Origin of the sequence: Enterococcus sp. 9D6_DIV0238, from assembly GCF_002174455.2 — a bacterium.
Classification (GTDB): domain Bacteria; phylum Bacillota; class Bacilli; order Lactobacillales; family Enterococcaceae; genus Enterococcus_L; species Enterococcus_L dunnyi.
In genome coordinates, this window is record NZ_CP147246.1 from 2,967,214 (window position 1) to 2,988,604 (window position 21,391).

Sequence of the window (21,391 nt, forward strand, 5' to 3'; positions counted from 1 at the left end):
ATTTTAATGTTCATTTAAGTTTCAAGGCATATGCTCTTTTTGAACAGGAGGCATCGCAATGAAGCAGAAGAGAACAGTTAAAAGCTGGATGATTCAACTTTTTTCAATGGCAACGATCATGTTGCTGTTCATTTTTTTAGGACAAAAAAGTCTGACAGTATTTGCTGATAAATCACTAGAAAATAATCAGCCAATACCCATTCAAACACCAACGATCATGGTACCTGGAACTAACGGAACTGTGGATCGCTTTGATGGCTTGATCAAAGCTTTAAAAGTAAAGGAACAGTCAGAAGTTTTAAAAGTAACAGTAGCAACTGATGGAACAACTTCTTTCAGTGGAAAACTTTCACCATCATCTGAGCATCCGATCATTGTGATTGCTTTTGAAGATAGTAGTGACGACACATTAGCTATTCAGGGTAAATGGTATCAACAAGCATTAACAGCTATTCAAAAGAAATATATCTTTAAGACCTATAATTATTTGGGGCATTCCAATGGCGGATTGGTGATCACTTCCTATTTAGAAAACTTTATTTTAACAGAAGATCCTAAATTGAATAAGCTGATCACTTTAGGAACACCGTATAATGGAACTTCTTATAAAAAAAATGATACAGTAACTAATGCTGGCGAAGTGAAGCAAGTTAGTCAGTTACTAAAGAGCTACGTCCAAAACCGTCATGAGATTCCTTCAACGATCGCCATGTTGAACATTGCTGGAGAAATCGAAGATAGTGCCACAGATGGAACTGTTCCAGTTCAAAGTGTTTTTTCTGGAAGTATGATCTACCAAGAAAATGTGTCTGACTACCAAGAATTATTGATTCAGGGAGAAAGGACTAAACATAGCGAGCTGGTTGAAAATGAAGAATTCATCAAACAGCTACAAGCCTTCTTTTGGGAGACGTAATGCAGTAGAAGTAGAAATGAAAAAACGTTCATTTCTACTTCTGCTGTTTTTTTATTTAAGCCATGAAAAATGTTTCATTACTTTATGTAAAAATCAATAGGATTCTATTTAAGCTCCCTTTTTGATGTTATTGAGAATGAAGCTTGTATATTCTCAAAGAGAAGCTTGAAATATCAAAGATAAAATAACTAAATTATAATAATTCTATTGACACAATTATTTCAAACTGATAGGCTAGGGTTGTAGGAAAAAAAGTTTGCTGAAGTCAGTTTGTCTTTTAATTTTATAAGAGTCGAGCTTTCATTCAGTACATAAAAATTAGGAGGAAAAATAAATGAATTTAATCAACACAAAATTATTGGATTTTGAATGCGACGCATACCAAGATGGAGACTTTATTAAAGTTAGTACAGCAGATGTTTTAGGCAAATGGAGCATTTTCTTCTTTTATCCAGCTGACTTTTCATTTGTTTGTCCAACAGAATTAGGGGATATGCAAGATCACTACGACCACTTAAAAGAGTTGAACTGTGAAGTCTATTCTGTATCAGAAGATAGCCACTTTGTCCACAAAGCATGGGCAGATGCAACAGACACGATCGGCAAAATCAAATACCCGATGTTAGCTGATCCAAACGGTAAAATCGCTCGTTTCTTCGGTGTTTTAAATGAAGAGTTAGGTCAAGCATACCGCGGCACGTTCATCGTCAGCCCGGAAGGCGAAATCAAATCGTACGAAATCAACGATATGGGAATCGGCCGTAACGCAGATGAATTAGTTCGTAAGCTGGAAGCTTCTCAATTTGTTGCTGAACACGGAGATAAAGTTTGTCCGGCAAATTGGAAACCAGGTGAAGAAACGATCGCGCCAAGCTTAGACTTAGTTGGTAAAATCTAATTTTTTAATAGTAAAACTTAGAGGCTGAGACAGAAGCGTACAAACTTCTGGTTCGGCTTCTTTTAAAAAAGGAGACAGAAGAAAATATATGAGTCAAGAAATTTATGATTTGATCGTTATTGGCGGAGGCTCTGCTGCTTTATCAGCTGGGATCTATGCTGGACGGGCGATGTTGGATACATTGATCATCGAAAAAGATAAAATCGGTGGACAAGTGACGACTACATCTGAAATCGTGAACTACCCAGCGATCAGAGCAACAACAGGTCCAGAATTAATGGAAGATATGCGGTTACAAGCTTTAGATTTTGGTGTGGATTTTACAACAGATGAAATCATTGATGTTGATTTGAGTCAGACAGTTAAAACAGTAAAGTCTGCAACTAAAACCTATCAAGCATATGCAGTGATCATTGCTACAGGGGCTTCTGCACGTAAAATCGGTTTTCCTGGAGAAGTCGAATTTACTGGACGTGGAATCGCTTATTGCTCAACCTGTGATGGTGAATTTTTCCAAGGACTAGACATTTTTGTTTTAGGCGGCGGTTATGCTGCGGCAGAAGAAGCTGTTTATCTAACTCGTTATGGGAAATCAGTAACGATGATCATTCGTGAGCCTGATTTTACTTGTGCAAAGCTGACAGCTGAAGCAGCAAAACAACATCCTGATATCAAGATCGTTTATAATACCGAGGTAAAAGAGATCACAGGAGATGATTTTGTCCGTAAAGCGGTCTTTTTCAATAACGAAACAGGTGAGGAAACAACCTATGAAGCACCAGAAGGCAGCACATTCGGCATGTTTGTCTTTGCTGGAAACAAACCTAGCACAGAAATCTTTGAAGGCAAAGTCGAATTAGATCGCGGCTATGTGCCAACCAATGAAAATATGGAAACAAATGTACCAGGCGTTTATGCAGCCGGAGATCTTAGAATCAAAGAATTACGCCAAATCGTCACAGCTGTTGCAGATGGTGCAATTGCAGCAACAAGTGCACAAAAATACGTGACAGAAGAAAAGACAAAAGCTGGTTTGCCAATCGTTAATGCACGTCTGGAAGCCCGTTTAGAAAAACAACGTGCTGAAAAGAAAGAAGTAAAACCTAAAGAGCAAAAGCCGGCAAAAACAAGTGGAAGCAGTACCTGGTTCCCAGATGCGATGAGAGAACAGCTTGGCGGAATCTTCGGCAAACTAACAAAAAACGTAACATTGCTGCAAGTTATGGACAGCAGTGCAGAAAAATCACTTGAATTGAATTCATTCTTAACAGAGTTCGCTTCACTAAGTGACAAGATTCTTTTAGAAACGATCCAAAAAGGCGAGAAAACTGATTTAGAAGAGCAATACGGCATTGATAAATTACCAAGTGTAGTTGTTTTAGATGATCAAGGAAAATATACCGGCATCAAGTTTAGCGGTATTCCAAGTGGTCATGAAGTCAACTCGATCGTGTTAGCTGTCTACAATGTAGGGAGCGAAGGTCAGCCGATAGAAGAACCGGTAGTTGCTAAAATAAAAGAATTGCCTAAGAAGAAAGTTCAAATTTTTGTCTCTTTGACTTGTCATTATTGCCCAGATGTCGTAGCTTCATGTCAGCGAATTGCGTCACTGAATCACGATGTCGAAGCAGAAATGATCGACATCGGTGTTTTCCCAGAACTAAAAGCAGAGAAAAAAATCATGAGTGTACCAGCAATGATCATTGATGATGAAGACATTGTTTTTGGATCTAAAAACATGGAAGAAATCATTGAGATTTTAGAAAAATAAGCGAACAAAAATGAGGCTTGCATTTTGCAAGCCTCTCTTTTATTTCGATAGTCCATATTTTTCATTTAGGTACTCTGAAAAAGGCCGTTCGATCGTCTGGAAAATCCGCTGAGCGATTTCTTCGTGCCCTTTAGTATTAGGATGCATATCCTTATCCAGTTCTTTTCTATCGATAATGTTCGGATACTTTTTGGGATCGATAGTATCCGTTTGAGTAGTCCATAGACCACGAATATTTGCGACTGGAACACCATATTTTGCTCCTACTTTAAAAAGAACGTCATCATAGCGCTGGGATAGTTTTTGATCGCGATTCCAAGTAGTCACTAAAACGATAAAAATGTGTTCAGCCTGCAACTCTGTAACGATATGAGAAATATTTGCTTCAAACTGAAGTAAGCTTTGATCATCTTTATAAGCTAAAATATCATTGGTACCATATTCGACCGTTACCAAATCTGGTTTTTGTTCCTTTATGTCTTCAATGCTGGATATTCCTAAGCCACTTGCTTTTTCGCCTGCTTTGAAAATACCTTTCTGATCGATGTTTATATCAAACTCTTCTGAAAGTTTAGTTGCTAAAACAGAAGTAAATTTCTCGTCTTCTTTTTCAACGATCCAGCCAGCACTCAAGCTATCGCCCATCGGAGCATATACAAGTTTTTCTGGTAGGCTTGTTGAAACTTCATTGGTAGTTGACGTTGACTCGTTTGTTTCAAATGTGCTTGACTCGGCAGCTTCCATCGTTTTTTCTTTTGCAGGATTTGCGGCAAAGAAAAAATAGAGGATAAATATAATGATAGGAACAGTCGCACCAGCCAATGCATAACTAATTTTTTTCATCTAGAACATCCTTTTTTTGTAGTAGTCTAGAGTATACCAAAAAAAGACCGCTTCCTACAACTTGAAAATCAAGTGAACGAAGCGGAGAAAGCCGGATTATTTGATTGTTACTAATTTTTTCAAGGGTTCTACACCGAAATGTTTTTCCTGATAAAGTAAGATTTCAGCACAGGCACGACTATCTTCAAGGGCGTCGTGGTGATTGTTCAATTGAATATTTAAGTTCTCACAAACAGTATTCAACTTGTGATTTGGCATTTCGGGAAAAAGTTTGCGGCTTGTTTTAACTGTACATAAGGATAAATAGTTCGGCTGATTTAATCCGTAATAATCTAAACAGCCAGCAAGAACACCACAGTCAAACGGAGCATTATGAGCAACAACTAAACTGTTTGGTTTGAAACAAGCTTGAATTTGCTGCCAAACATCTGGAAACTTGGGTGCATCAGCCACATCTTCTGGTTTGATTCCGTGGATTTGAATGTTTTTCCAGAAGAAATCTGTTTCTGGCTTGATCAGTGAATAATATTCATCAACGATCTTACTATTTTCTACTTTTACTAAAGCGATGGAACAGGCACTATGTTTAGCATAGCTGGCTGTTTCAAAGTCTATGGAATAAAAGTTCATGGTCATTATCCCTTTCGATTAACAAAATTAATTCATACATGCAGTATATCAAAAGATTAGACAGATGGTAAGGCAAATTGAAAAATATTAATAAAAATGAAATAAAATTCGTTAAAGGCTATGAAAAAGCCAAATCGACTTCGACTGGACAATGATCACTACCTATAATATCAGTATGGATTTTTGCATCAGTCAATTGCTCTTTTAAGCCATCAGAAACAACAAAATAGTCGATTCTCCATCCAGCATTATTTTTCCGTGCATTGAAGCGATAACTCCACCAAGAATATACACCTTCTTGATCTGGATTGAAATAACGGTAAGTGTCAATAAATCCACTGTCTAAAAGCTCAGTAAATTTCTGACGTTCTTCAGGTGTGAAGCCAGCATTTTTTTGATTCGTTTTCCAGTTTTTTAGATCGATATTTTGATGAGCTACATTTAAATCACCACATAAGATCACAGGTTTTTCTTTGCTTAATTCATTCAAATACGCACGAAAAGCATCTTCCCAAGTCATGCGATAATCCAAACGTTTCAATTCGTTTTGAGAATTAGGTGTATAGCACGTGATCATAAAAAATTCTGGATACTCTAATGTGATCAGCCGACCTTCCTGATCGTGTTCTTCAAGCCCCATACCGTAGCGAACGCTTAGCGCTTCTTTTTTCGCAAAAATCGCTGTGCCAGAGTAGCCTTTTTTTTCAGCATAATTCCAGTATTGATAATAACCAGGAAGCTCCAAATCGATTTGACCTTCTTGTAATTTTGTTTCTTGTAAGCAGAAAAAGTCTGCATCTAATTCATTGAAGACGTCCATAAAATTTTTCTTCACAACAGCTCTCAAGCCGTTGACATTCCATGAGATACATTTCATCTTTACAGCACCTTTCTAGAGTAATGATTTGATAGTCTTAGTTTAACATAAAGAAGAGGAATATCGAGAGTTTAAAACTTTTTATATAAGGTATAAGTGGTGCTGTATTGAGAAAATATAGTATGATAGAGCTATCAATTAATGATTGTGAGGAAATCAGATGAAAATCGGAGTGATCGGTTTAGGGAATATTGCCCAAAAAGCTTATTTACCTATATATGCTGAATTGAGAGATCAGGCAACCTTTATCTTATCTACCAGAAATGAGGCAACGCGTCGGGAAGTTAGTGAAAGATATGGATTTACGGAGATAGTATCATCCATCGAGGAATTGATCGAAAGAGGGATCGATGCTTGTTTTGTCCATGTAGCGACTAAAGTGCATGGACAAGTAGTAAAGCAATTGCTTGAAGCGGGTGTCCATGTATTTGTAGATAAACCGTTAAGTGAAAATTTGGCGGAAGTGCAGGAAATCCAAACATTGGCAGCAGAAAAAAACTTACTTTTGATGGTGGGCTTCAATCGCCGGTTTGCACCTTTAGTAGATGAACTAAAGGCAGTGAAAAATAAAAATATGTTATTCATCCAAAAGAATCGGACCGCTGCACAGCAAACGACAGATTTTGTCATCTATGATCTATTTTTACATGTTGCAGATACACTAGTTTATTTACTGGATGATTCAATCCGCCAGGTTCAGACGAAGATCATTGAGGAAAAAGGGTTCTTAAAAAGAGCTGTTCTTCAGGTTGAAACAGAAACAACAACAGCGATTGCCTCGATGAATCTTTTTGCTGGAGCCAATACAGAAACGTATCAATTGATGAGTGATGAGGGAACGTATACTTTAGAAAATCTAACTGATTTGACAGTCAGAACTATTCAGGGGACAGAACAAAAAGGATTTGGTGATTGGACGCCGACTTTAGAAAAAAGAGGATTTCAGCAAATGGTGACGACATTTATTGCTGCAATAGAAAACCAAGAAATAGAAACGTTACGGCAAGCGGACATTTTTACAAGTCATGAATTATGCGCCAAAATGATTCGTCAGCATCAACAGCATATTTTATAGAATCGGACTAGAAAGTTTTCCTTAGGCATGCTAGAATAAATAGGATGTTTGAAAGAAAGGAACGACTTTCGATGAATAAAAATGAAATGATGACTGAATTAAAAGATATAAAACTACTATTTGATGAGCCTTTGATGAACTTTACTTTTACGAAAACGGGAGGCCCGGTCGATGTTTTGGCTTTCCCAAAATCAAAAGAAGAAGTCGCTTTATTAGTTGCTTATTGTAAAAATCATGACCTTCCTTGGCTTGTTTTAGGAAATGCCAGTAATTTGATCGTGCGTGATGGCGGGATTCGCGGAATGGTCATTATGTTGGAAGAAATGAAGCAAGTATCGGTTTTGGATGATGGATTAGTGGTCGAAGCTGGAGCAAAATTGATCGATACGACCTACGTTGCGCTGGATCATGATTTGGCTGGTTTTGAATTTGCCTGCGGGATTCCGGGAAGTGTGGGTGGCGCTGTTTATATGAATGCTGGCGCTTATGGTGGAGAGATCAAGGATGTTTTTACATCTGTCGATATTTTATTAGAAGACGGTACGATCAAGACTCTTACAAATGAAGAAATGGACTTTTCTTATCGCCACAGTGTGATCCAAACAATGCATTGTATCATTCTTGAAGCTAGATTTAGCCTGACGAAAGGTGACCATAAACTGATCAAAGCGAAAATGGATGAGCTGACAGAGCTGAGAGTTTCTAAACAACCGCTGGAATATCCTTCTTGTGGAAGTGTATTTAAACGTCCGGAAGGGCATTTTACTGGAAAACTGATTCAAGATGCAGGTTTACAAGGACTAAAATGGGGCGGTGCGCAGATATCTGAAAAGCATGCCGGCTTCATTGTAAATATCGATCACGCCACTGCAACTGACTATGTGGAATTGATCGCACATATTCAAGCAGTCATCAAAGAAAAATTTGATGTTTCATTAGAAACAGAGGTTCGAATCATCGGGGAAGAAAAATAAAGAATGATCGAAGATAAAAAAAGAGCTTGCACCGTGCAAGCTCTCAGACTGTAGACAAAGTCCTAAAAAAGGATGACGTCTACAGTTTTTTCTTTTATACTTAATGTATGAAAACGTTTTAAAGGAGCGCGTAAAAAATGATGTCAAAACACCCAATGAATGGAAGGGATCAATACATGATGATTTCCTTGGAAGAACTTGTCCCAAAAGATCACTTGATCCGAAAAATAGATAAAGCAATTGATTTTACCTTCATTTATCCAATTGTTGAATCAACTTATTCGACCTTAGGTCGACCAAGTATTGATCCTGTGGTTTTAGTCAAAATCGTCTTCATTCAATATCTCTTTGGTATCCGTTCCATGCGTCAAACGATAAAAGAAATAGACACTAATGTCGCTTATCGTTGGTTTTTAGGCTACGATTTCAATGAAACCATTCCACATTTCTCTACCTTTGGAAAAAACTATGTTCGCCGCTTTCGAGAAACTACACTCTTTGAAGATATTTTCGCCTACATACTGGAACAAGCTGTCAAGGCTCGGATGATTACGGAAGATGTTCTCTATATGGATTCTACTCATATCAAAGCTAATGCAAACAAGCATTATTTTACTAGAGAAATGACGCATATTGAAGCAAAAGCCTATCAATCAGAATTAGAGAAAGAAATTAACGAGGAACGCATCAAGGCAGGAAAGCGCCCTTTTACTTTCCCGACAGAAAGTGAGCTGAAAGAACGAAAAATAAGTAAAGTAGACCCTGAGAGCGGGTATTATGTAAAAGGAGAACGAGAGAAACAATTTGCTTATTCTGCTCATACTGGTTGTGATGAACACGGATTCATTTTAGATGTCATTGTAACGCCTGGTAACCGTCATGATAGTCAAATTGCTCCTGATCTAGTTGCCTCTATCTGTACTAAATTTCCAGCGATACATGCTGTAGCAGCTGATGCTGGGTATAAAACTGCCACTTTTATAGAATTTCTCCGACGGAGAAAACTTCACCCTGTTCTTCCTTATACACGACCTAGAGGTGATCGAACGTTACTAGCCAAAAATCAATTTGTCTATGACGAATACTACGATTGTTACCTGTGCCCTGAAAATCAACCCTTACATTTTTCTACACTTACTCGAGAGGGATACCGTGAATATAAGTCAAAATCTTACATTTGCCAGAATTGTCCGCAATTGAAGCAGTGCACAAGAAGTCAAAATCATCAAAAAGTAGTGACCCGTCATATTTGGCAAGCTGGGTTGGAGAATGCAGAACATCTTCGTCATACTTCCTTCAATCGAGAAACATACCGCAAACGTAAAGAAACTATTGAAAGAGTGTTTGCCGATGCAAAAGAGAAGCATGGGATGCGTTGGACAAAATACCGAACCTTGGAAAAAGTCGCAGTGCATACGAGACTGATTTTTGCTGCAATGAATTTAAAGAAATTAGCCCTGTGGGGCTAGAGAAAGGCGAATGCCTTTATTTTTTTGCTTTGATTTTGATACTAAGATAAAAAAATACGCTCAACACTCTATTTTCTGAATGTTGAACGTATTTGTCTACAGTCTGAGAGCTTGCACCGTGCAAGCTCTTTTTTTATCTATTCTGCATTATTTGCTTTTAAATCTTCGATTTCAACAACTTTTAAGTTTTTACGCTCTAGATTTTCAACTATTTGAGCACAAGTTTCTTCAGTTGTTTCAGCTGGTAAAGTAATCAATGTACGGCGGATAAACTCATCTTCGCCAATATCTAAAGTGATACAGCTAGCAATACTACTGTGTTTAGCAATGATTTTCGTCATTGCAGCTAAATCACCTTGTCTTCCAGTTGTTGCGATCGTCAAAACATAGCTTCCGCGTTCGATATTCCAAGATTGCGCCAAAATATTTAATAACGTACTATGTGTTAAAATGCCGTAAAAATAATTGTTTTCATCTAGAACTGCAATGTAAGGCAACTCTTTGATCGTGAAAAATACTTTGAAGAAAGAAGTATTCACAAAAATAAACTTAGTGGCATTCTTCAATAAATAAGTCACTGGTAGACTCATGTCTCCGCCGTTTGCTTTATGGCGATAGATATGCATTTTATAGATATTTCCTCGGAAGATTTTTTCTGATTCATCAAGAATCGGCACACAGCGGTAACCTGAATCTTCAAGGATGTTCAATGCTTCTTCTAAAGTACAAGATTCATTGACAGTTGTAAGGTTTTTCTTTTTGATAACAACGGATTTTAATAACATGATAAGCCCCCCGTAGGATAAATTCTTCTGACAAGCTAATCATACCATAATTCCCTTGAAAACCATAGTTTATTGAGTATAGATTGACATTCTGTCAAAAGAATGATAATGTTAGTTAGTAAATTTTTGAATAGAGGAGGTTGAACAATGGCAACCAAAAAAGCAGCACTTGCATGTTCAGATTGTGGCTCCAGAAACTATTCTAAAGCCGTCAGTGAAGGAAAACGTGGAGAACGGTTAGAAATCAAGAAATTCTGTAAATACTGTCAAAAATACACGTTACATAAAGAGACGAAATAGATATTGGAGGGACTCAAATGAAGTTTTTACGTAGTGTTAAAGATGAGATGAAACAAGTAACTTGGCCATCAAAAAAACAATTACGCAAAGATACATTGGTCGTTATTGAAACGTCAATTATTTTCGCAGCATTGTTCTTTGTCATGGATACTGCAGTTCAAACAGTGTTTGGCTGGATTCTTAAATAATAAAACTAGTAATTTAGCAGAAACGATGCTATAATTGCAGTGGAGAAAAACTTCGGGGAACTGAGGTTTTTTTATTTTCACTTACAAAAGAAAATGAGTTTTAACTAGATGTTTACGATTCTTGAATGATCATTTTTACTATAAAATCAAAGGAGCTGCATCAAAATGGAATCATTTGAAAAAAATTGGTATGTACTTCATACATACTCTGGTTACGAGAATAAGGTCAAAGCAAACATTGAATCACGTGCGCAAAGCATGGGAATGGGTGATTTTATTTTCCGTGTTGTTGTTCCAGAAGAAACAGCCACAGAAATAAAAAATGGGAAAGAAAAAGAAATCGTCAATAAAACATTCCCAGGATATGTTTTAGTAGAAATGACGATGACGGATGATTCTTGGTACGTTGTCCGTAATACACCAGGTGTTACAGGATTTGTCGGCTCACATGGAGCGGGGAGTAAACCAGCACCGTTATTACAAGAAGAGATCAACCACATTTTGCGTTCGATCGGTATGAGTACTCGTCAGTCTGATCTAGATGTTTCTTTAGGAGACACGGTTCGAATCATTGAAGGAGCATTCTCTGGACTTGAAGGAGAAGTGACTGAAGTAGATGAAGAACGTCAAAAACTGAAAGTAAATATCGATATGTTCGGTCGTGAAACAAGTACAGAGCTAGACTTTGAACAAGTAGATTCAATTTAAAAGATCCAATATACTAAAGCAGGTCAAGACTGGAGATTCGGTTTGGCTTGCTTTTTTTGATTTTATTGTTATGGAGGTTCGGTTATGAAAAGAAAAACGATGTTTTATACAGTTCTGATTGGTTTAGCGCTTCTTTTTACAGGCTGTACAAGTAAAAAAATAGTGGAGAAGCAACCTTCATCAGACCCGACAAGTTCTAGTGAAACTAAGTTAAAATCAGCAGTTCCTACACTTTTTATTCATGGTTATAGTGGCGGCAGCGGTTCTTTTGGCGGAATGATCAAACGACTAGAAGCAGATCGCGTCACGAAGAAAGAACTTGTTCTAACGGTAAGTGTTGAAGGAGAAGTGAAAGCTTCAGGAAATCTTACGGGAAAACAGGACAATCCAAGTATCCAAGTATTATTTGAAGATAATAAAAATAATGAATGGAACCAAGCGGAGTGGATCAAGAATTGCCTGATTTATCTTCGAAATACATTTGAAATCGATCAAGTCGATCTTGTCGGACATTCAATGGGCGGCGTCAGTGCGTTAAGGTATTTGACGACATATGGCGATGATCCAAGCTTACCGGCAGTTCAAAAATTTGTTGCGATTGCCGCTCCTTTCAATAATTTTGTTGAATTGTCAGAAGGGGAGACGATTGATGGATTGCTTGCAAATGGACCGTCTGTTCAAAGTGAACGCTATGCAGATTATGCAAACGGGATCAATAAAGTTTCAGCAGGAATGCCTGTACTGATTCTTGCCGGAGATATAGAGGACGGCAGTTTAAGTGATGAAATCGTTCCAGTAGCAGATGCACTAAGCGTAGTAGCCTTATTTAAAGCACATGGAAATAGTGTTCAAGAAAAAATCTTTTATGGGAAAAACGCACAGCATAGTCAGCTGCATGAAAATAGAGAAGTAGATCAGGCTGTTGCAAACTTTTTGTGGCTGTCTGAAAAATAAAAATGAAAAACTGTTGCACTCCAGATGAAACTCAATGGAGAGTGCAACAGTTTTTTAGCTTATTTTGTTTGATTATTTGCGATTTCTTTTGTCAGCCGTTGAGCAGTTGGTGTCATCGCTAATCCGCCTTCGGCAGTTTCTTTGAAGATTTGAGGCATTTGACGTCCTACTTGATACATTGCTGCTACGACTTCATCTGGTGGTATGACACTGCGGATGCCGGCAAGTGCCATGTCTGCTGAGATAAATGCTTGTGAGGAACCTAAGGCATTGCGTTTCACACAAGGAACTTCAACAAGTCCAGCGACAGGATCACAAATTAACCCCATCATATTTTTTAAAGTGATCGCAACCGCTTGAGCAGACTGATCGGCGGAGCCGCCGGCAGCACTGACTAAAGCAGCACTGGCCATTGCACTGGCTGAACCAACTTCGGCCTGACAGCCGCCTTCTGCACCACTGATAGAGGAATTATTGGCAATCACCAAGCCAAAAGCGCCAGCAGTAAATAAGAAATCCAGCTGTTGTTCATGTGTTAAATGTAATTTTTCAATAGCTGCCATCAAAACACCGGGAACGACCCCAGCACTTCCAGCTGTCGGAGTGGCGCAAATCAAGCCCATGTTGGCATTGACTTCGTTTACAGCAACCGCATTTCTAACAGCGGTTAAAATCGTTTCGCCGCTTAAAAAATTTCCAGCTTGAATATATGTATTTAATCGGGTTGCGTCCCCTCCCGTGATACCAGTGACTGATGTCACACCAGCGACACCTTCTTCGATCGACTGCTTCATAACTGCAAGGTTGCGTTCCATTGTCTCAATGATTTTTTCACGACTATGACCATGATTTTCGATTTCTGTTGCGATCATCAATTCAGCCACAGAAGGGTAAGCTGCTGCTTGTTCTACTAACTCTTCTATTGATAGAAACATATTTTTACTGCTCCTTTCGTTTAATCAAAATAATTTACACTGAAAATATGAGGGATCTGAACTAGTTTCATAGTAATGTCCCCAATATCTGCATGATCGATCTCAATGATCATGATAGCTTTTTCACCCTTCGATTCCCGTGTGACAGTCATTGTGCCAATATTGATATTTGTTTCAGAAAGAAGGTTGGTCACTTTAGCGATCATTCCAGGAACATCTTGATGGACGATGATAAATGTCGGAGTTCCCATAGTCAACGAAATCTTGAAACCATTCAGCTCGGAAATTTGAATATTACCGCCGCCGATCGAAATTCCAGTAACTGACAATTTACGATCTCCTTTAGAGACGAGTAATTTTACTGAATTGGGATGCTCTGCTTTTTCTTTGAGTGGCACAAATAGGACTTCCATATTTTGTTCATGAGCGATTTTTAATGAGTCTGCCAATCGTTCATCATCAGGCTCCATATCCAATAATCCTCCGACTAAAGCAATATCGGTCCCATGCCCGCGATAGGTTTTAGCAAACGATTCATATAAATAAATATCGACAGTATCAGGCTGTTCTCCGAAAATACTGCGGACGATTTTACCGATACGTGCTGCTCCTGCAGTATGGGAACTGCTAGGACCGATCATTACTGGACCAATAATGTCAAAGACACTTTTATAACGTAAATTTTCCATGATTTCATTCACCTATTTTCTTATTTTTGAACGTAGATTTTTGCTAACGAAAGTCTATCATATTTGTATAAATAATACTAGAGAATAAAAATTGAATTTATTTTAACTTAATGTTATATTTAATGTATAAAAAGAAAAAAGGAGATAAAACGATGGAAAAAATTAGAATGATGACTTTTGCAGGTTTAATGGTGATTTTCTGTAGTTGTTTTGCTGGGAATGTTGCAGTAGCAAGTGCTGAAAGCAGCAATGATCGGATAGTAAAAGAAGGGAACGTCAATATAAGGTTTAATAAAATAGACACGATCACTATAGGCGATGGAATCAAGCCATTGTTTCCGCAGAGCGATGGCAAGCCGGAATTTGTCAGAATCCATGTTACAACTGCAGGATTTCCTCCTGTTTTACGATGGTATAGCAACGGTAAAAAATCAGGCTATCTGACGAAAGAATCTCATCATAGCCAAGCACCAGGTATTATCTGGTTTATTACTTATAGTGGATATATCAAATAGATAAAAAAGAGCAAGCGGTATGTGCTGAGCCTAAAGAACTAGATTTTGGGATCTATTTTTGGCATGGGTACAGATAACTTGCTCATTTTTATTTAGTAAGCTGTTGAAATACGGATAAAAAGAGTGTATACTGACTTAGTGTGCAATTTTGTACATCATAATTCTTTGCTCAAACAAAGAAGGACTGACGTGGGAGGAGAAATCTTCATCTCCAATTAACCACATCACGGACTCAAGGAGGTATGTCTCGTGGCAAAAAAAGTAGAAAAATTAGTTAAATTGCAAATTCCTGCAGGTAAAGCAACACCAGCTCCGCCAGTAGGTCCTGCACTAGGTCAAGCGGGTATCAACATCATGGGATTCACTAAAGAATTCAACGCTCGTACAGCTGATCAAGCTGGTTTGATCATTCCAGTAGTAATTTCTGTATATGAAGACCGTTCATTTACATTCATTACTAAAACACCACCAGCTGCAGTATTATTGAAAAAAGCTGCAAAAATCGACAAAGGTTCTGGTGAGCCAAACAAAACTAAAGTAGCTAAAGTAACTAGCGATCAAGTAAAAGAAATCGCTGAACTTAAAATGGCAGACCTAAACGCAGCTAACGTTGAGTCAGCAATGCGCATGGTTGAAGGAACTGCACGAAGCATGGGAATCACTGTAGAATAATTTTATTCTATCGTCCCGAAGAAGTAGCTTCTCAGTTTATTTCATATTTAAAGATATGAATTACGTGGGAGGTTCTACCGTTATAACCACAATCAAGGAGGAAACAAAATGGCTAAAAAGAGCAAAAAAATGCAAGAAGCATTGAAAAAAGTTGAATCAACAAAAGTTTACCCAGTAGCAGAAGCGATCGCTTTAGCTAAAGAAACAAATATTGCAAAATTCGACGCAACTGTTGAAGTTGCTTACCGTTTAAATGTAGACCCTAAAAAAGCAGACCAACAAATTCGTGGTGCTGTAGTATTACCTAACGGAACTGGTAAAACACAATCTGTTTTAGTTTTCGCTAAAGGCGAAAAAGCAAAAGAAGCTGAAGCAGCTGGTGCAGATTACGTAGGCGATGCTGACATGGTTCAAAAGATCCAAGGTGGATGGTTTGACTTTGACGTAGTTGTAGCAACTCCAGACATGATGGCTGAAGTTGGTAAATTAGGTCGTGTCTTAGGTCCTAAAGGTCTAATGCCTAACCCTAAAACTGGTACAGTAACAATGGACGTAACAAAAGCTGTCAACGAAGTAAAAGCTGGTAAAGTAACTTACCGTGTTGACAAAGCTGGTAACATCCACGTACCGATCGGTAAAGTATCATTTGATGATGCAAAATTAGTTGAAAACTTCAATACGATCAACGACGTATTGTTGAAAGCTAAACCATCAGCAGCAAAAGGTCAATACATTAAAAACATTTCAGTAACAACAACATTTGGACCTGGAATCCACGTTGACCAAGCTTCATTTTAATTAGAAAAGCTGAATGAACTCGTTCGAGACTGACAGAAAAATAGAAAATACTATTTGTGACGTTTTTTGTCACCAATAGTATTTGTCTTTTTTCCGAAGTTTCAGTTCATAAAGCTAGATCAATAGAAAAGTACAATAGACCAGTTAGGTTGTGAGCAAATTAGAAAACTTACTCAAAGATGGTTTTTATCTTTGAAGGAAGTTTATCTATTTGTCGAGCAATCTGGTCTATGGAACTAGATCAATAGAAAAGCTGAATGATTTTTAAAATTATTCTTGACTCACTCACTTACCTTGTGGTAAAGTGAGTGAGGTTAATAATTAACTGTACCGAAGACAGTAGGTGACGCAAGTCTTAATTTCCTACCGAGGACAATGATTGATGAAATAGATCAATGGTCCCTCTATGTCAACGGTGGCATGGAGTTTTGTTGTTTTACACGACTTTTTGAAAAAAAGACGATGTAAAACAATACTTGGCGAACAAAGTGAGCGAAGTTTTCGTTATTGTTACTAACTTTTTGTGGCAAAATAGATTTTTTTGCTACATATACGTCGAAACTCCACCATCACTATTCAGGAGGTGAAAATAAATGAGTGAAGCAGCAATCGCTAAAAAAGAAACCCTAGTTGAAGAAGCAGCAGCGAAATTCTCAGCAGCATCTTCAGTTGTTATTGTAGACTACCGTGGTTTAACAGTAGAAGAAGTAACAAACCTACGTAAACAATTACGTGATGCAAACGTTGAAATGAAAGTTATCAAAAATTCTATCCTTTCACGTGCAGCTAAAAAAGCAGGTCTAGAAGGTTTAGACGAAGTATTTACTGGTCCAACTGCTGTCGCTTTCAGTAATGAAGACGTAGTAGCACCAGCTAAAATCATCGATGAATTCGCGAAAGATGCGAAAGCATTGGAGATCAAAGGTGGCGTTATCGAAGGGAAAGTTTCTTCTATCGAAGAAATCACAGCTTTGGCAAAACTACCAAGCCGCGATGGATTACTTTCTATGCTATTATCTGTATTGCAAGCGCCAGTCAGAAACGTGGCTTACGCTGTCAAAGCAGTGGCAGACAAACAAGAAGAAGTTGCTTAATCGCAGCCTAATTTACACAAACTAAAAAAACAATTTTAAATTAAATGGAGGAAATTCAAATGGCATTAAACATTGAAAACATTATTGCTGAACTAGAAACAGCAACTATCTTAGAATTAAGCGAATTAGTTAAAGCTATCGAAGAAAAATTTGACGTATCAGCAGCAGCTCCTGTTGCAGCAGCAGCAGGTCCTGCAGCTGGCGGCGGCGAAGAACAAACTGAATTTACTGTAGAATTAACTGCAGCTGGAGATCAAAAAGTTAAAGTTATCAAAGCAGTTCGTGAAGCAACTGGTCTTGGCTTGAAAGAAGCTAAAGCTGTAGTTGATGGCGCTCCTGCACCAGTTAAAGAAGGCGCATCTAAAGAAGAAGCAGAAGCATTAAAAGCTGCTTTAGAAGAAGTTGGCGCTTCTGTAACATTAAAATAATTCAATTTGATTATTTCGAGTCAGAATCCTTAGCAATAAGGGTTCTGACTTTTTTTGTTTTGATGAACTTGATTTTTTATTCTTTCATATAAATAAAGAAATATACTTCCAGTGTGTAACAATGATCGATTTATCTTGATGAATTTTTAGTGAGCAAACTTTTTACAGGATCATAGTATCTTTAAGCAATAAAGATGGCAGATAATAGTATTTATTTGAAATTTTCTATAAATAAAATATAGAAATTTAGCTTTATTGGAACAAGTTACTTGAAAAATTGTTGTTTTTACAATAAAAAAAGACCCGAAGGCCTTTCTTTATTGTAAGGATTCTTTCATACTCTTTGTCATCTCAGTTAAGCTATCTCTGTAAGAAATAAGGAAATCAACAAGCGTATCTTTTCCAGCTAGTTTCTTATTACCGTAGCTAGAATATTGTTTCTTTTGTGATTCAAGAGCTTGGTCATATTGTTTTTTTTGTTCTTCAAAAGATGCTTGATCATAAAGCACAGTATCTTTTACAGCAGCTTCATATTCGGATAAGAAGTTATTGATAATCGCTTGATACATCGCTAGATAATCTTCATAGGTTTTGATCGATTTAATTGTTTCATCAGACACATCAGTAGGCTTAAATGCAGTAGATTCAGATTTTTCAGAAGCTTTTGTCTCTTCTTTAGAGCTAGAAGGAGTACTTTCTTTAGAACTAGAAGAAGGAGCTTCTTTTGAACTAGAGCTTGAAGTATCCGTATCTTTACCGCCCATATATTTTTTGAAATCTGAATCATTTAAAAAACTTACTGTCCAAGAGCTTGGAGAGTAATTGTCATCAAAAGTGATCGTGTCACCTTCTTTTAAGATCAATCGTTGTTTGGCTCCTACATCTCTAAGCATTTCACTTTTTCTAGTATTACCACGAACATTCATGCTCACATAAGCATTTTTGTCAGTATCTCTTTCTCCATGGCTTAATTCAGTCAAAACAGCATAATAAGTTCCAGGTTCAATATCAGTCCCTACGATATAGTCTCCTTTAGCGACAAATTCAACTGACTCAGGTTCATCTTTAGCTTTGCTCTCTTCTTTTGAAGAACTGGTCATTTCCGTAGTTTCTTTCGTTGAACTATTTGTTTTAACATTTTCTTTTTTTCCGCCAGAACTACATCCAGCTAAAAGGCTGACCCCAACAGCTAACAAAATAAATTTTTTCATTTTACTCCCCTTTTCATTGTGTGATATTTTTTGGATATTCTCATAAAATTATGAGTAAAAACAAGTCAATAGCTAATTATTAACTTGTTTTTTATATTATATCAGTCATAGTAAGCGATAACAATATCATGAAAATGAAATAAAGTGAGACTTATTTAGAATTTTATATTCTTTAGACATTTTAGTAGATTCGATTAACAATAGAACGAAAGTTTTATATAAAATTGAAGCTTCTAATCATCCATTGCAATGGAAAATTTCATTATTTTCTCATTTTGATGCATATCTTTCGCATGAAATAATAGAATTTGTTAGCATAAATAAGTACTCATTTTTATTTTTAAATTTTGTTGTGAAGGAGGACATGAATATGCATTGGTTATGGACATTAATCGTCGGTGGTGTGATCGGCGCAATTGCTGGCGCAATCACTAGTAAAGGCAAATCTATGGGCATAATTTTCAACATTATCGCGGGTTTAGTCGGTTCATCGATCGGTCAAGCTTTACTTGGTAGCTGGGGTCCTCAGCTTGCTGGAATGGCTTTGATTCCTTCAATCATCGGTGCGGTGATTTTAGTGGCAGTCGTTTCATTCTTTTTAGGTAAAAAATAAGTATTTTCAGTAAAAACCGCTTGGAAGCATTGTTTCCAAGCGGTTTTTTTGTGCTAATCAAATAATTTTTCTATAAAAGCTTCATAATTTTGGACTAGTAACAATTGTTCTAGTTTTTCACTTGTAGAAAATGTATCTATCATAAAATCAAATAATTGCCGAAACTTTTTCATATCTCTTTGGTTCATGACGATCATTATGATGACTTGAACGTAATGAGTGCCCCACTGAACTGGCCGATCATTCAGAATGATCGAAATGCCCGTTTTTTTTGCGCTCATTTCAATTGCATGAGGTAATGCAACTGAGTTATTGAAAGAGGTTGCGGACATTTTTTCACGCTCTTTGATCAGCTCGATGAAAGAAGACTCGATATGCTGACTTTCAATCAACTTACTCCCTAGATAGTCGATATAGTCATATTCGGACGATAGATAAACATTTCGCTCAAAACGTTCAGAAGTCAGATACTTGCCAATACTTTCTTTCAAATCAGCAACAAGTTTTTGTTGTTTCAACCTATTGATCGCTTTTTGAACCTTATCGATATCTTTCCCAGACAAAAAAGGTGAGAGTTGAACTGTATTAGAAAATTCCTTGAGTTCGATCGTAGACAAAACTAAATCGGAATTGCTCATCTCTAAGCGACTTTGCTCATCTAAACGATAGAATGCGCCTGTTATGTTTATACTTTTCTTAAAAATATCGCTGATCTTATAAACTAAGCGTTTGTGCATGTCATAGTATTCAGGTGTATAGATCACACAATTCAATTTATTTTCTGTTTCGAATTTTTCTTCAAAATAAGAACCAATATGAAGTGCAATAAATGTGATTTCATCATCAGAAATGGGAATATTGATTTGTTTTTGAATTTGTTTGGCAATAAAAATCGCTACTTCGTAAATAAAAGCATAAGACTGTTTGATTTCTTCGGAAAGAGGATTACTGACTTGTTTGCCTCTTTTTGCTCGTGAAATTAAATTTGAAACGTGTAAGGCTAAGTTCAAAATCAATTCTTCTGAGATATGAGTAATAAAATATTTTTCTGCAACAGTTTCCATTGTTTGGGAAATAAAGGCATAAATGCTGGTATCCATATACTCTCTTAAAAAGGTTTCATTTGCAGGAGAAATTTTTGTCATCAGTAAAAGAGCCAAGTTATGAATTTCATAAAGATCCATTTCGATAGATAGAGCTTGATGGATGTCTTTTCCAATATCAGTGGCAATCTTATATTCTAACTGATCTTCTGAGAGAAGCTCTGAAGTCATTTCTATATCTGAGCGTTGATGATGTAAGAGACGATCGATAGCAATTGCAATATGTAGTAATAGACTATTGATTGCATAGCCATTGACATAGAGATGCTGATTACTTAAACGCTCGACAACGATTTTTTGAATCGTTTCAATAGGAACATCTGGAAAAATCGTCTGAACATAGTCAAGTGACTGGAAATTACGTAATGCTTCATCTTGCAGCAAATCACTCGTAAGCTTTCTAAAATCGATTTCCTCTCCAATCATCGTAAGATGCTGTCCGTTTTTAATTATTTTTAAACGATATTTTTCCATTTTTTTACGTAAACGAAGCAAGTCTTTTTCAATGGTCGGAATGCTGACAAACAATGTTTCAGCGGCCTCAAAATAATTTATAGTATGATGCTGGATCAATAAGTTCACCAAATAATTTATTCTGTCTTTAGGTGTATTAATTTCCTTTTTGCTTAGAGAGAGAATGTCATCGATTTGGACGGCATCATTGATTTTATAGCCTTGTCTGGAAGAACAGATTATTTCATGCTCAGTCAATTGATTGATTCGAGTAACATAATTGCGGATCGTTCGAGTCGAAGTAGATAACGTTTCAGCTAAAAAAGCGGCAGATAACCAGTCATGATGCTGGGACAATAGTTTGATCAGTTCTGCTTCCTTTTTGTTTAACGACACATTTTTCACCTTCTTTCCCTTTTGTACTTCTTATTATTGAGATTTTCAAACGGCAAATCAAGTATAGTTGTTTCCGCTAAAACTCTTGTGAGAGGA

At 37.1% G+C, this 21,391-nt stretch carries 24 protein-coding genes and 1 other annotated feature; of the genes, 16 read left to right on the top strand and 8 right to left on the bottom strand.

Features of this window, described 5'->3' with window-relative positions:
- Positions 1-58 precede the first annotated feature (58 nt).
- The 3 genes from A5889_RS13975 to A5889_RS13985 all read left to right on the top strand — a co-directional run bounded on the left by A5889_RS13975 (position 59) and on the right by A5889_RS13985 (position 3,585).
- Positions 59-916, top strand: a complete 858-nt coding sequence (locus A5889_RS13975) for an alpha/beta hydrolase (protein WP_087639414.1) — start codon at positions 59-61, stop codon at positions 914-916.
- Positions 917-1,250: 334 nt separating this feature from the next.
- A complete protein-coding gene (ahpC, locus tag A5889_RS13980) occupies positions 1,251-1,814 on the top strand; it encodes an alkyl hydroperoxide reductase subunit C (protein ID WP_087639415.1) in 564 nt (187 codons plus the stop codon).
- A gap of 88 nt (positions 1,815-1,902) precedes the next feature.
- A complete protein-coding gene (locus A5889_RS13985) occupies positions 1,903-3,585 on the top strand; it encodes an FAD-dependent oxidoreductase (protein ID WP_087639416.1) in 1,683 nt (560 codons plus the stop codon).
- Positions 3,586-3,624: 39 nt separating this feature from the next.
- Here the strand turns inward: A5889_RS13985 and A5889_RS13990 are convergent, their stop codons facing one another.
- The 3 genes from A5889_RS13990 to A5889_RS14000 all read right to left on the bottom strand — a co-directional run bounded on the left by A5889_RS13990 (position 3,625) and on the right by A5889_RS14000 (position 5,935).
- Entirely contained in the window at positions 3,625-4,428 is an 804-nt protein-coding gene (locus tag A5889_RS13990; RefSeq protein ID WP_087639417.1) for an SGNH/GDSL hydrolase family protein, read from the bottom strand.
- A gap of 96 nt (positions 4,429-4,524) precedes the next feature.
- Positions 4,525-5,058: a 3'-5' exonuclease gene (locus A5889_RS13995; protein ID WP_087639418.1), complete on the bottom strand. Its 534-nt coding sequence runs from the start codon at positions 5,056-5,058 to the stop codon at positions 4,525-4,527.
- A gap of 118 nt (positions 5,059-5,176) precedes the next feature.
- On the bottom strand, positions 5,177-5,935 hold the full coding sequence (locus A5889_RS14000) for an exodeoxyribonuclease III (protein WP_087639419.1): 759 nt from the start codon (positions 5,933-5,935) through the stop codon (positions 5,177-5,179).
- 160 nt (positions 5,936-6,095) lie between these two features.
- Here A5889_RS14000 and A5889_RS14005 point away from each other — a divergent pair, with 160 nt between their 5' ends.
- The 3 genes from A5889_RS14005 (at position 6,096) to A5889_RS14015 (ending at position 9,453) form a co-directional block, all read left to right on the top strand.
- Entirely contained in the window at positions 6,096-7,010 is a 915-nt protein-coding gene (locus A5889_RS14005) for a Gfo/Idh/MocA family protein (protein ID WP_087639408.1), read from the top strand.
- Between the two features lie 71 nt (positions 7,011-7,081).
- Positions 7,082-7,984: a UDP-N-acetylmuramate dehydrogenase gene (gene murB / locus A5889_RS14010; RefSeq protein ID WP_087639409.1), complete on the top strand. Its 903-nt coding sequence runs from the start codon at positions 7,082-7,084 to the stop codon at positions 7,982-7,984.
- 137 nt (positions 7,985-8,121) lie between these two features.
- Entirely contained in the window at positions 8,122-9,453 is a 1,332-nt protein-coding gene (locus A5889_RS14015) for an IS1182 family transposase (protein ID WP_140405313.1), read from the top strand.
- Positions 9,454-9,590: 137 nt separating this feature from the next.
- On the opposite strand, the gene cbpA is transcribed toward A5889_RS14015, so the two are convergent.
- Positions 9,591-10,238 carry a cyclic di-AMP binding protein CbpA gene (gene cbpA, locus A5889_RS14020; protein ID WP_087639410.1) on the bottom strand — a complete coding sequence of 216 codons (648 nt, stop codon included), beginning with the start codon at positions 10,236-10,238 and terminating at the stop codon, positions 9,591-9,593.
- A gap of 147 nt (positions 10,239-10,385) precedes the next feature.
- Between cbpA and rpmG the strand changes: the two genes are divergently transcribed.
- From rpmG to A5889_RS14040, 4 genes are all read left to right on the top strand, one after another.
- Positions 10,386-10,538 (top strand): 50S ribosomal protein L33, encoded by a 153-nt coding sequence (gene rpmG / locus A5889_RS14025; protein WP_087639411.1) that lies wholly within the window; start codon positions 10,386-10,388, stop codon positions 10,536-10,538.
- A gap of 17 nt (positions 10,539-10,555) precedes the next feature.
- A complete protein-coding gene (secE, locus tag A5889_RS14030) occupies positions 10,556-10,726 on the top strand; it encodes a preprotein translocase subunit SecE (RefSeq protein ID WP_087639412.1) in 171 nt (56 codons plus the stop codon).
- A 165-nt stretch (positions 10,727-10,891) separates the two neighbouring features.
- On the top strand, positions 10,892-11,434 hold the full coding sequence (gene nusG, locus A5889_RS14035; protein WP_087639420.1) for a transcription termination/antitermination protein NusG: 543 nt from the start codon (positions 10,892-10,894) through the stop codon (positions 11,432-11,434).
- An 84-nt stretch (positions 11,435-11,518) separates the two neighbouring features.
- Positions 11,519-12,388 (top strand): alpha/beta fold hydrolase, encoded by an 870-nt coding sequence (locus tag A5889_RS14040; RefSeq protein WP_087639421.1) that lies wholly within the window; start codon positions 11,519-11,521, stop codon positions 12,386-12,388.
- A gap of 59 nt (positions 12,389-12,447) precedes the next feature.
- Here A5889_RS14040 and sdaAA read toward each other — a convergent pair whose 3' ends face one another.
- Both sdaAA and sdaAB read right to left on the bottom strand, forming a co-directional pair.
- On the bottom strand, positions 12,448-13,323 hold the full coding sequence (sdaAA, locus tag A5889_RS14045) for an L-serine ammonia-lyase, iron-sulfur-dependent, subunit alpha (RefSeq protein WP_087639422.1): 876 nt from the start codon (positions 13,321-13,323) through the stop codon (positions 12,448-12,450).
- Between the two features lie 20 nt (positions 13,324-13,343).
- The gene (gene sdaAB, locus A5889_RS14050; RefSeq protein ID WP_087639423.1) at positions 13,344-14,012 is read right to left on the bottom strand and encodes an L-serine ammonia-lyase, iron-sulfur-dependent subunit beta; all 669 of its coding nucleotides are present in this window, start codon (positions 14,010-14,012) and stop codon (positions 13,344-13,346) included.
- A 152-nt stretch (positions 14,013-14,164) separates the two neighbouring features.
- Between sdaAB and A5889_RS14055 the strand changes: the two genes are divergently transcribed.
- The 5 genes from A5889_RS14055 (at position 14,165) to rplL (ending at position 17,519) form a co-directional block, all read left to right on the top strand.
- Positions 14,165-14,527 (top strand): hypothetical protein, encoded by a 363-nt coding sequence (locus tag A5889_RS14055; RefSeq protein ID WP_087639424.1) that lies wholly within the window; start codon positions 14,165-14,167, stop codon positions 14,525-14,527.
- Between the two features lie 249 nt (positions 14,528-14,776).
- Complete coding sequence (rplK, locus tag A5889_RS14060; RefSeq protein WP_087639425.1) at positions 14,777-15,199, top strand: 50S ribosomal protein L11; 423 nt, start codon at positions 14,777-14,779, stop codon at positions 15,197-15,199.
- 108 nt (positions 15,200-15,307) lie between these two features.
- A complete protein-coding gene (gene rplA / locus A5889_RS14065; protein WP_087639426.1) occupies positions 15,308-15,997 on the top strand; it encodes a 50S ribosomal protein L1 in 690 nt (229 codons plus the stop codon).
- A gap of 312 nt (positions 15,998-16,309) precedes the next feature.
- Positions 16,310-16,439: a sequence feature (ribosomal protein L10 leader region), on the top strand.
- A 151-nt stretch (positions 16,440-16,590) separates the two neighbouring features.
- Positions 16,591-17,091 carry a 50S ribosomal protein L10 gene (gene rplJ / locus A5889_RS14070; protein ID WP_087639427.1) on the top strand — a complete coding sequence of 167 codons (501 nt, stop codon included), beginning with the start codon at positions 16,591-16,593 and terminating at the stop codon, positions 17,089-17,091.
- A gap of 59 nt (positions 17,092-17,150) precedes the next feature.
- Positions 17,151-17,519, top strand: a complete 369-nt coding sequence (rplL, locus tag A5889_RS14075) for a 50S ribosomal protein L7/L12 (protein WP_087639428.1) — start codon at positions 17,151-17,153, stop codon at positions 17,517-17,519.
- A 317-nt stretch (positions 17,520-17,836) separates the two neighbouring features.
- Here rplL and A5889_RS14080 read toward each other — a convergent pair whose 3' ends face one another.
- Positions 17,837-18,730, bottom strand: coding sequence for a membrane lipoprotein lipid attachment site-containing protein (locus A5889_RS14080; protein ID WP_087639429.1), 894 nt, complete (start codon positions 18,728-18,730; stop codon positions 17,837-17,839).
- 370 nt (positions 18,731-19,100) lie between these two features.
- Between A5889_RS14080 and A5889_RS14085 the strand changes: the two genes are divergently transcribed.
- The gene (locus A5889_RS14085) at positions 19,101-19,343 is read left to right on the top strand and encodes a GlsB/YeaQ/YmgE family stress response membrane protein (protein ID WP_087639430.1); all 243 of its coding nucleotides are present in this window, start codon (positions 19,101-19,103) and stop codon (positions 19,341-19,343) included.
- Between the two features lie 53 nt (positions 19,344-19,396).
- Here A5889_RS14085 and A5889_RS14090 read toward each other — a convergent pair whose 3' ends face one another.
- Positions 19,397-21,295 carry a BglG family transcription antiterminator gene (locus A5889_RS14090; RefSeq protein WP_087639431.1) on the bottom strand — a complete coding sequence of 633 codons (1,899 nt, stop codon included), beginning with the start codon at positions 21,293-21,295 and terminating at the stop codon, positions 19,397-19,399.
- Positions 21,296-21,391: the final 96 nt, after the last annotated feature.

Coding starts and splice junctions, on each gene's coding strand:
- A5889_RS13975 (WP_087639414.1), top strand. CDS start 59: ATGAAGCAGAAGAGAACAGTTAAAAGCTGGATGATTCAACTTTTTTCA.
- ahpC (WP_087639415.1), top strand. CDS start 1,251: ATGAATTTAATCAACACAAAATTATTGGATTTTGAATGCGACGCATAC.
- A5889_RS13985 (WP_087639416.1), top strand. CDS start 1,903: ATGAGTCAAGAAATTTATGATTTGATCGTTATTGGCGGAGGCTCTGCT.
- A5889_RS13990 (WP_087639417.1), bottom strand. CDS start 4,428: ATGAAAAAAATTAGTTATGCATTGGCTGGTGCGACTGTTCCTATCATT.
- A5889_RS13995 (WP_087639418.1), bottom strand. CDS start 5,058: ATGAACTTTTATTCCATAGACTTTGAAACAGCCAGCTATGCTAAACAT.
- A5889_RS14000 (WP_087639419.1), bottom strand. CDS start 5,935: ATGAAATGTATCTCATGGAATGTCAACGGCTTGAGAGCTGTTGTGAAG.
- A5889_RS14005 (WP_087639408.1), top strand. CDS start 6,096: ATGAAAATCGGAGTGATCGGTTTAGGGAATATTGCCCAAAAAGCTTAT.
- murB (WP_087639409.1), top strand. CDS start 7,082: ATGAATAAAAATGAAATGATGACTGAATTAAAAGATATAAAACTACTA.
- A5889_RS14015 (WP_140405313.1), top strand. CDS start 8,122: ATGATGTCAAAACACCCAATGAATGGAAGGGATCAATACATGATGATT.
- cbpA (WP_087639410.1), bottom strand. CDS start 10,238: ATGTTATTAAAATCCGTTGTTATCAAAAAGAAAAACCTTACAACTGTC.
- rpmG (WP_087639411.1), top strand. CDS start 10,386: ATGGCAACCAAAAAAGCAGCACTTGCATGTTCAGATTGTGGCTCCAGA.
- secE (WP_087639412.1), top strand. CDS start 10,556: ATGAAGTTTTTACGTAGTGTTAAAGATGAGATGAAACAAGTAACTTGG.
- nusG (WP_087639420.1), top strand. CDS start 10,892: ATGGAATCATTTGAAAAAAATTGGTATGTACTTCATACATACTCTGGT.
- A5889_RS14040 (WP_087639421.1), top strand. CDS start 11,519: ATGAAAAGAAAAACGATGTTTTATACAGTTCTGATTGGTTTAGCGCTT.
- sdaAA (WP_087639422.1), bottom strand. CDS start 13,323: ATGTTTCTATCAATAGAAGAGTTAGTAGAACAAGCAGCAGCTTACCCT.
- sdaAB (WP_087639423.1), bottom strand. CDS start 14,012: ATGGAAAATTTACGTTATAAAAGTGTCTTTGACATTATTGGTCCAGTA.
- A5889_RS14055 (WP_087639424.1), top strand. CDS start 14,165: ATGGAAAAAATTAGAATGATGACTTTTGCAGGTTTAATGGTGATTTTC.
- rplA (WP_087639426.1), top strand. CDS start 15,308: ATGGCTAAAAAGAGCAAAAAAATGCAAGAAGCATTGAAAAAAGTTGAA.
- rplJ (WP_087639427.1), top strand. CDS start 16,591: ATGAGTGAAGCAGCAATCGCTAAAAAAGAAACCCTAGTTGAAGAAGCA.
- rplL (WP_087639428.1), top strand. CDS start 17,151: ATGGCATTAAACATTGAAAACATTATTGCTGAACTAGAAACAGCAACT.
- A5889_RS14080 (WP_087639429.1), bottom strand. CDS start 18,730: ATGAAAAAATTTATTTTGTTAGCTGTTGGGGTCAGCCTTTTAGCTGGA.
- A5889_RS14085 (WP_087639430.1), top strand. CDS start 19,101: ATGCATTGGTTATGGACATTAATCGTCGGTGGTGTGATCGGCGCAATT.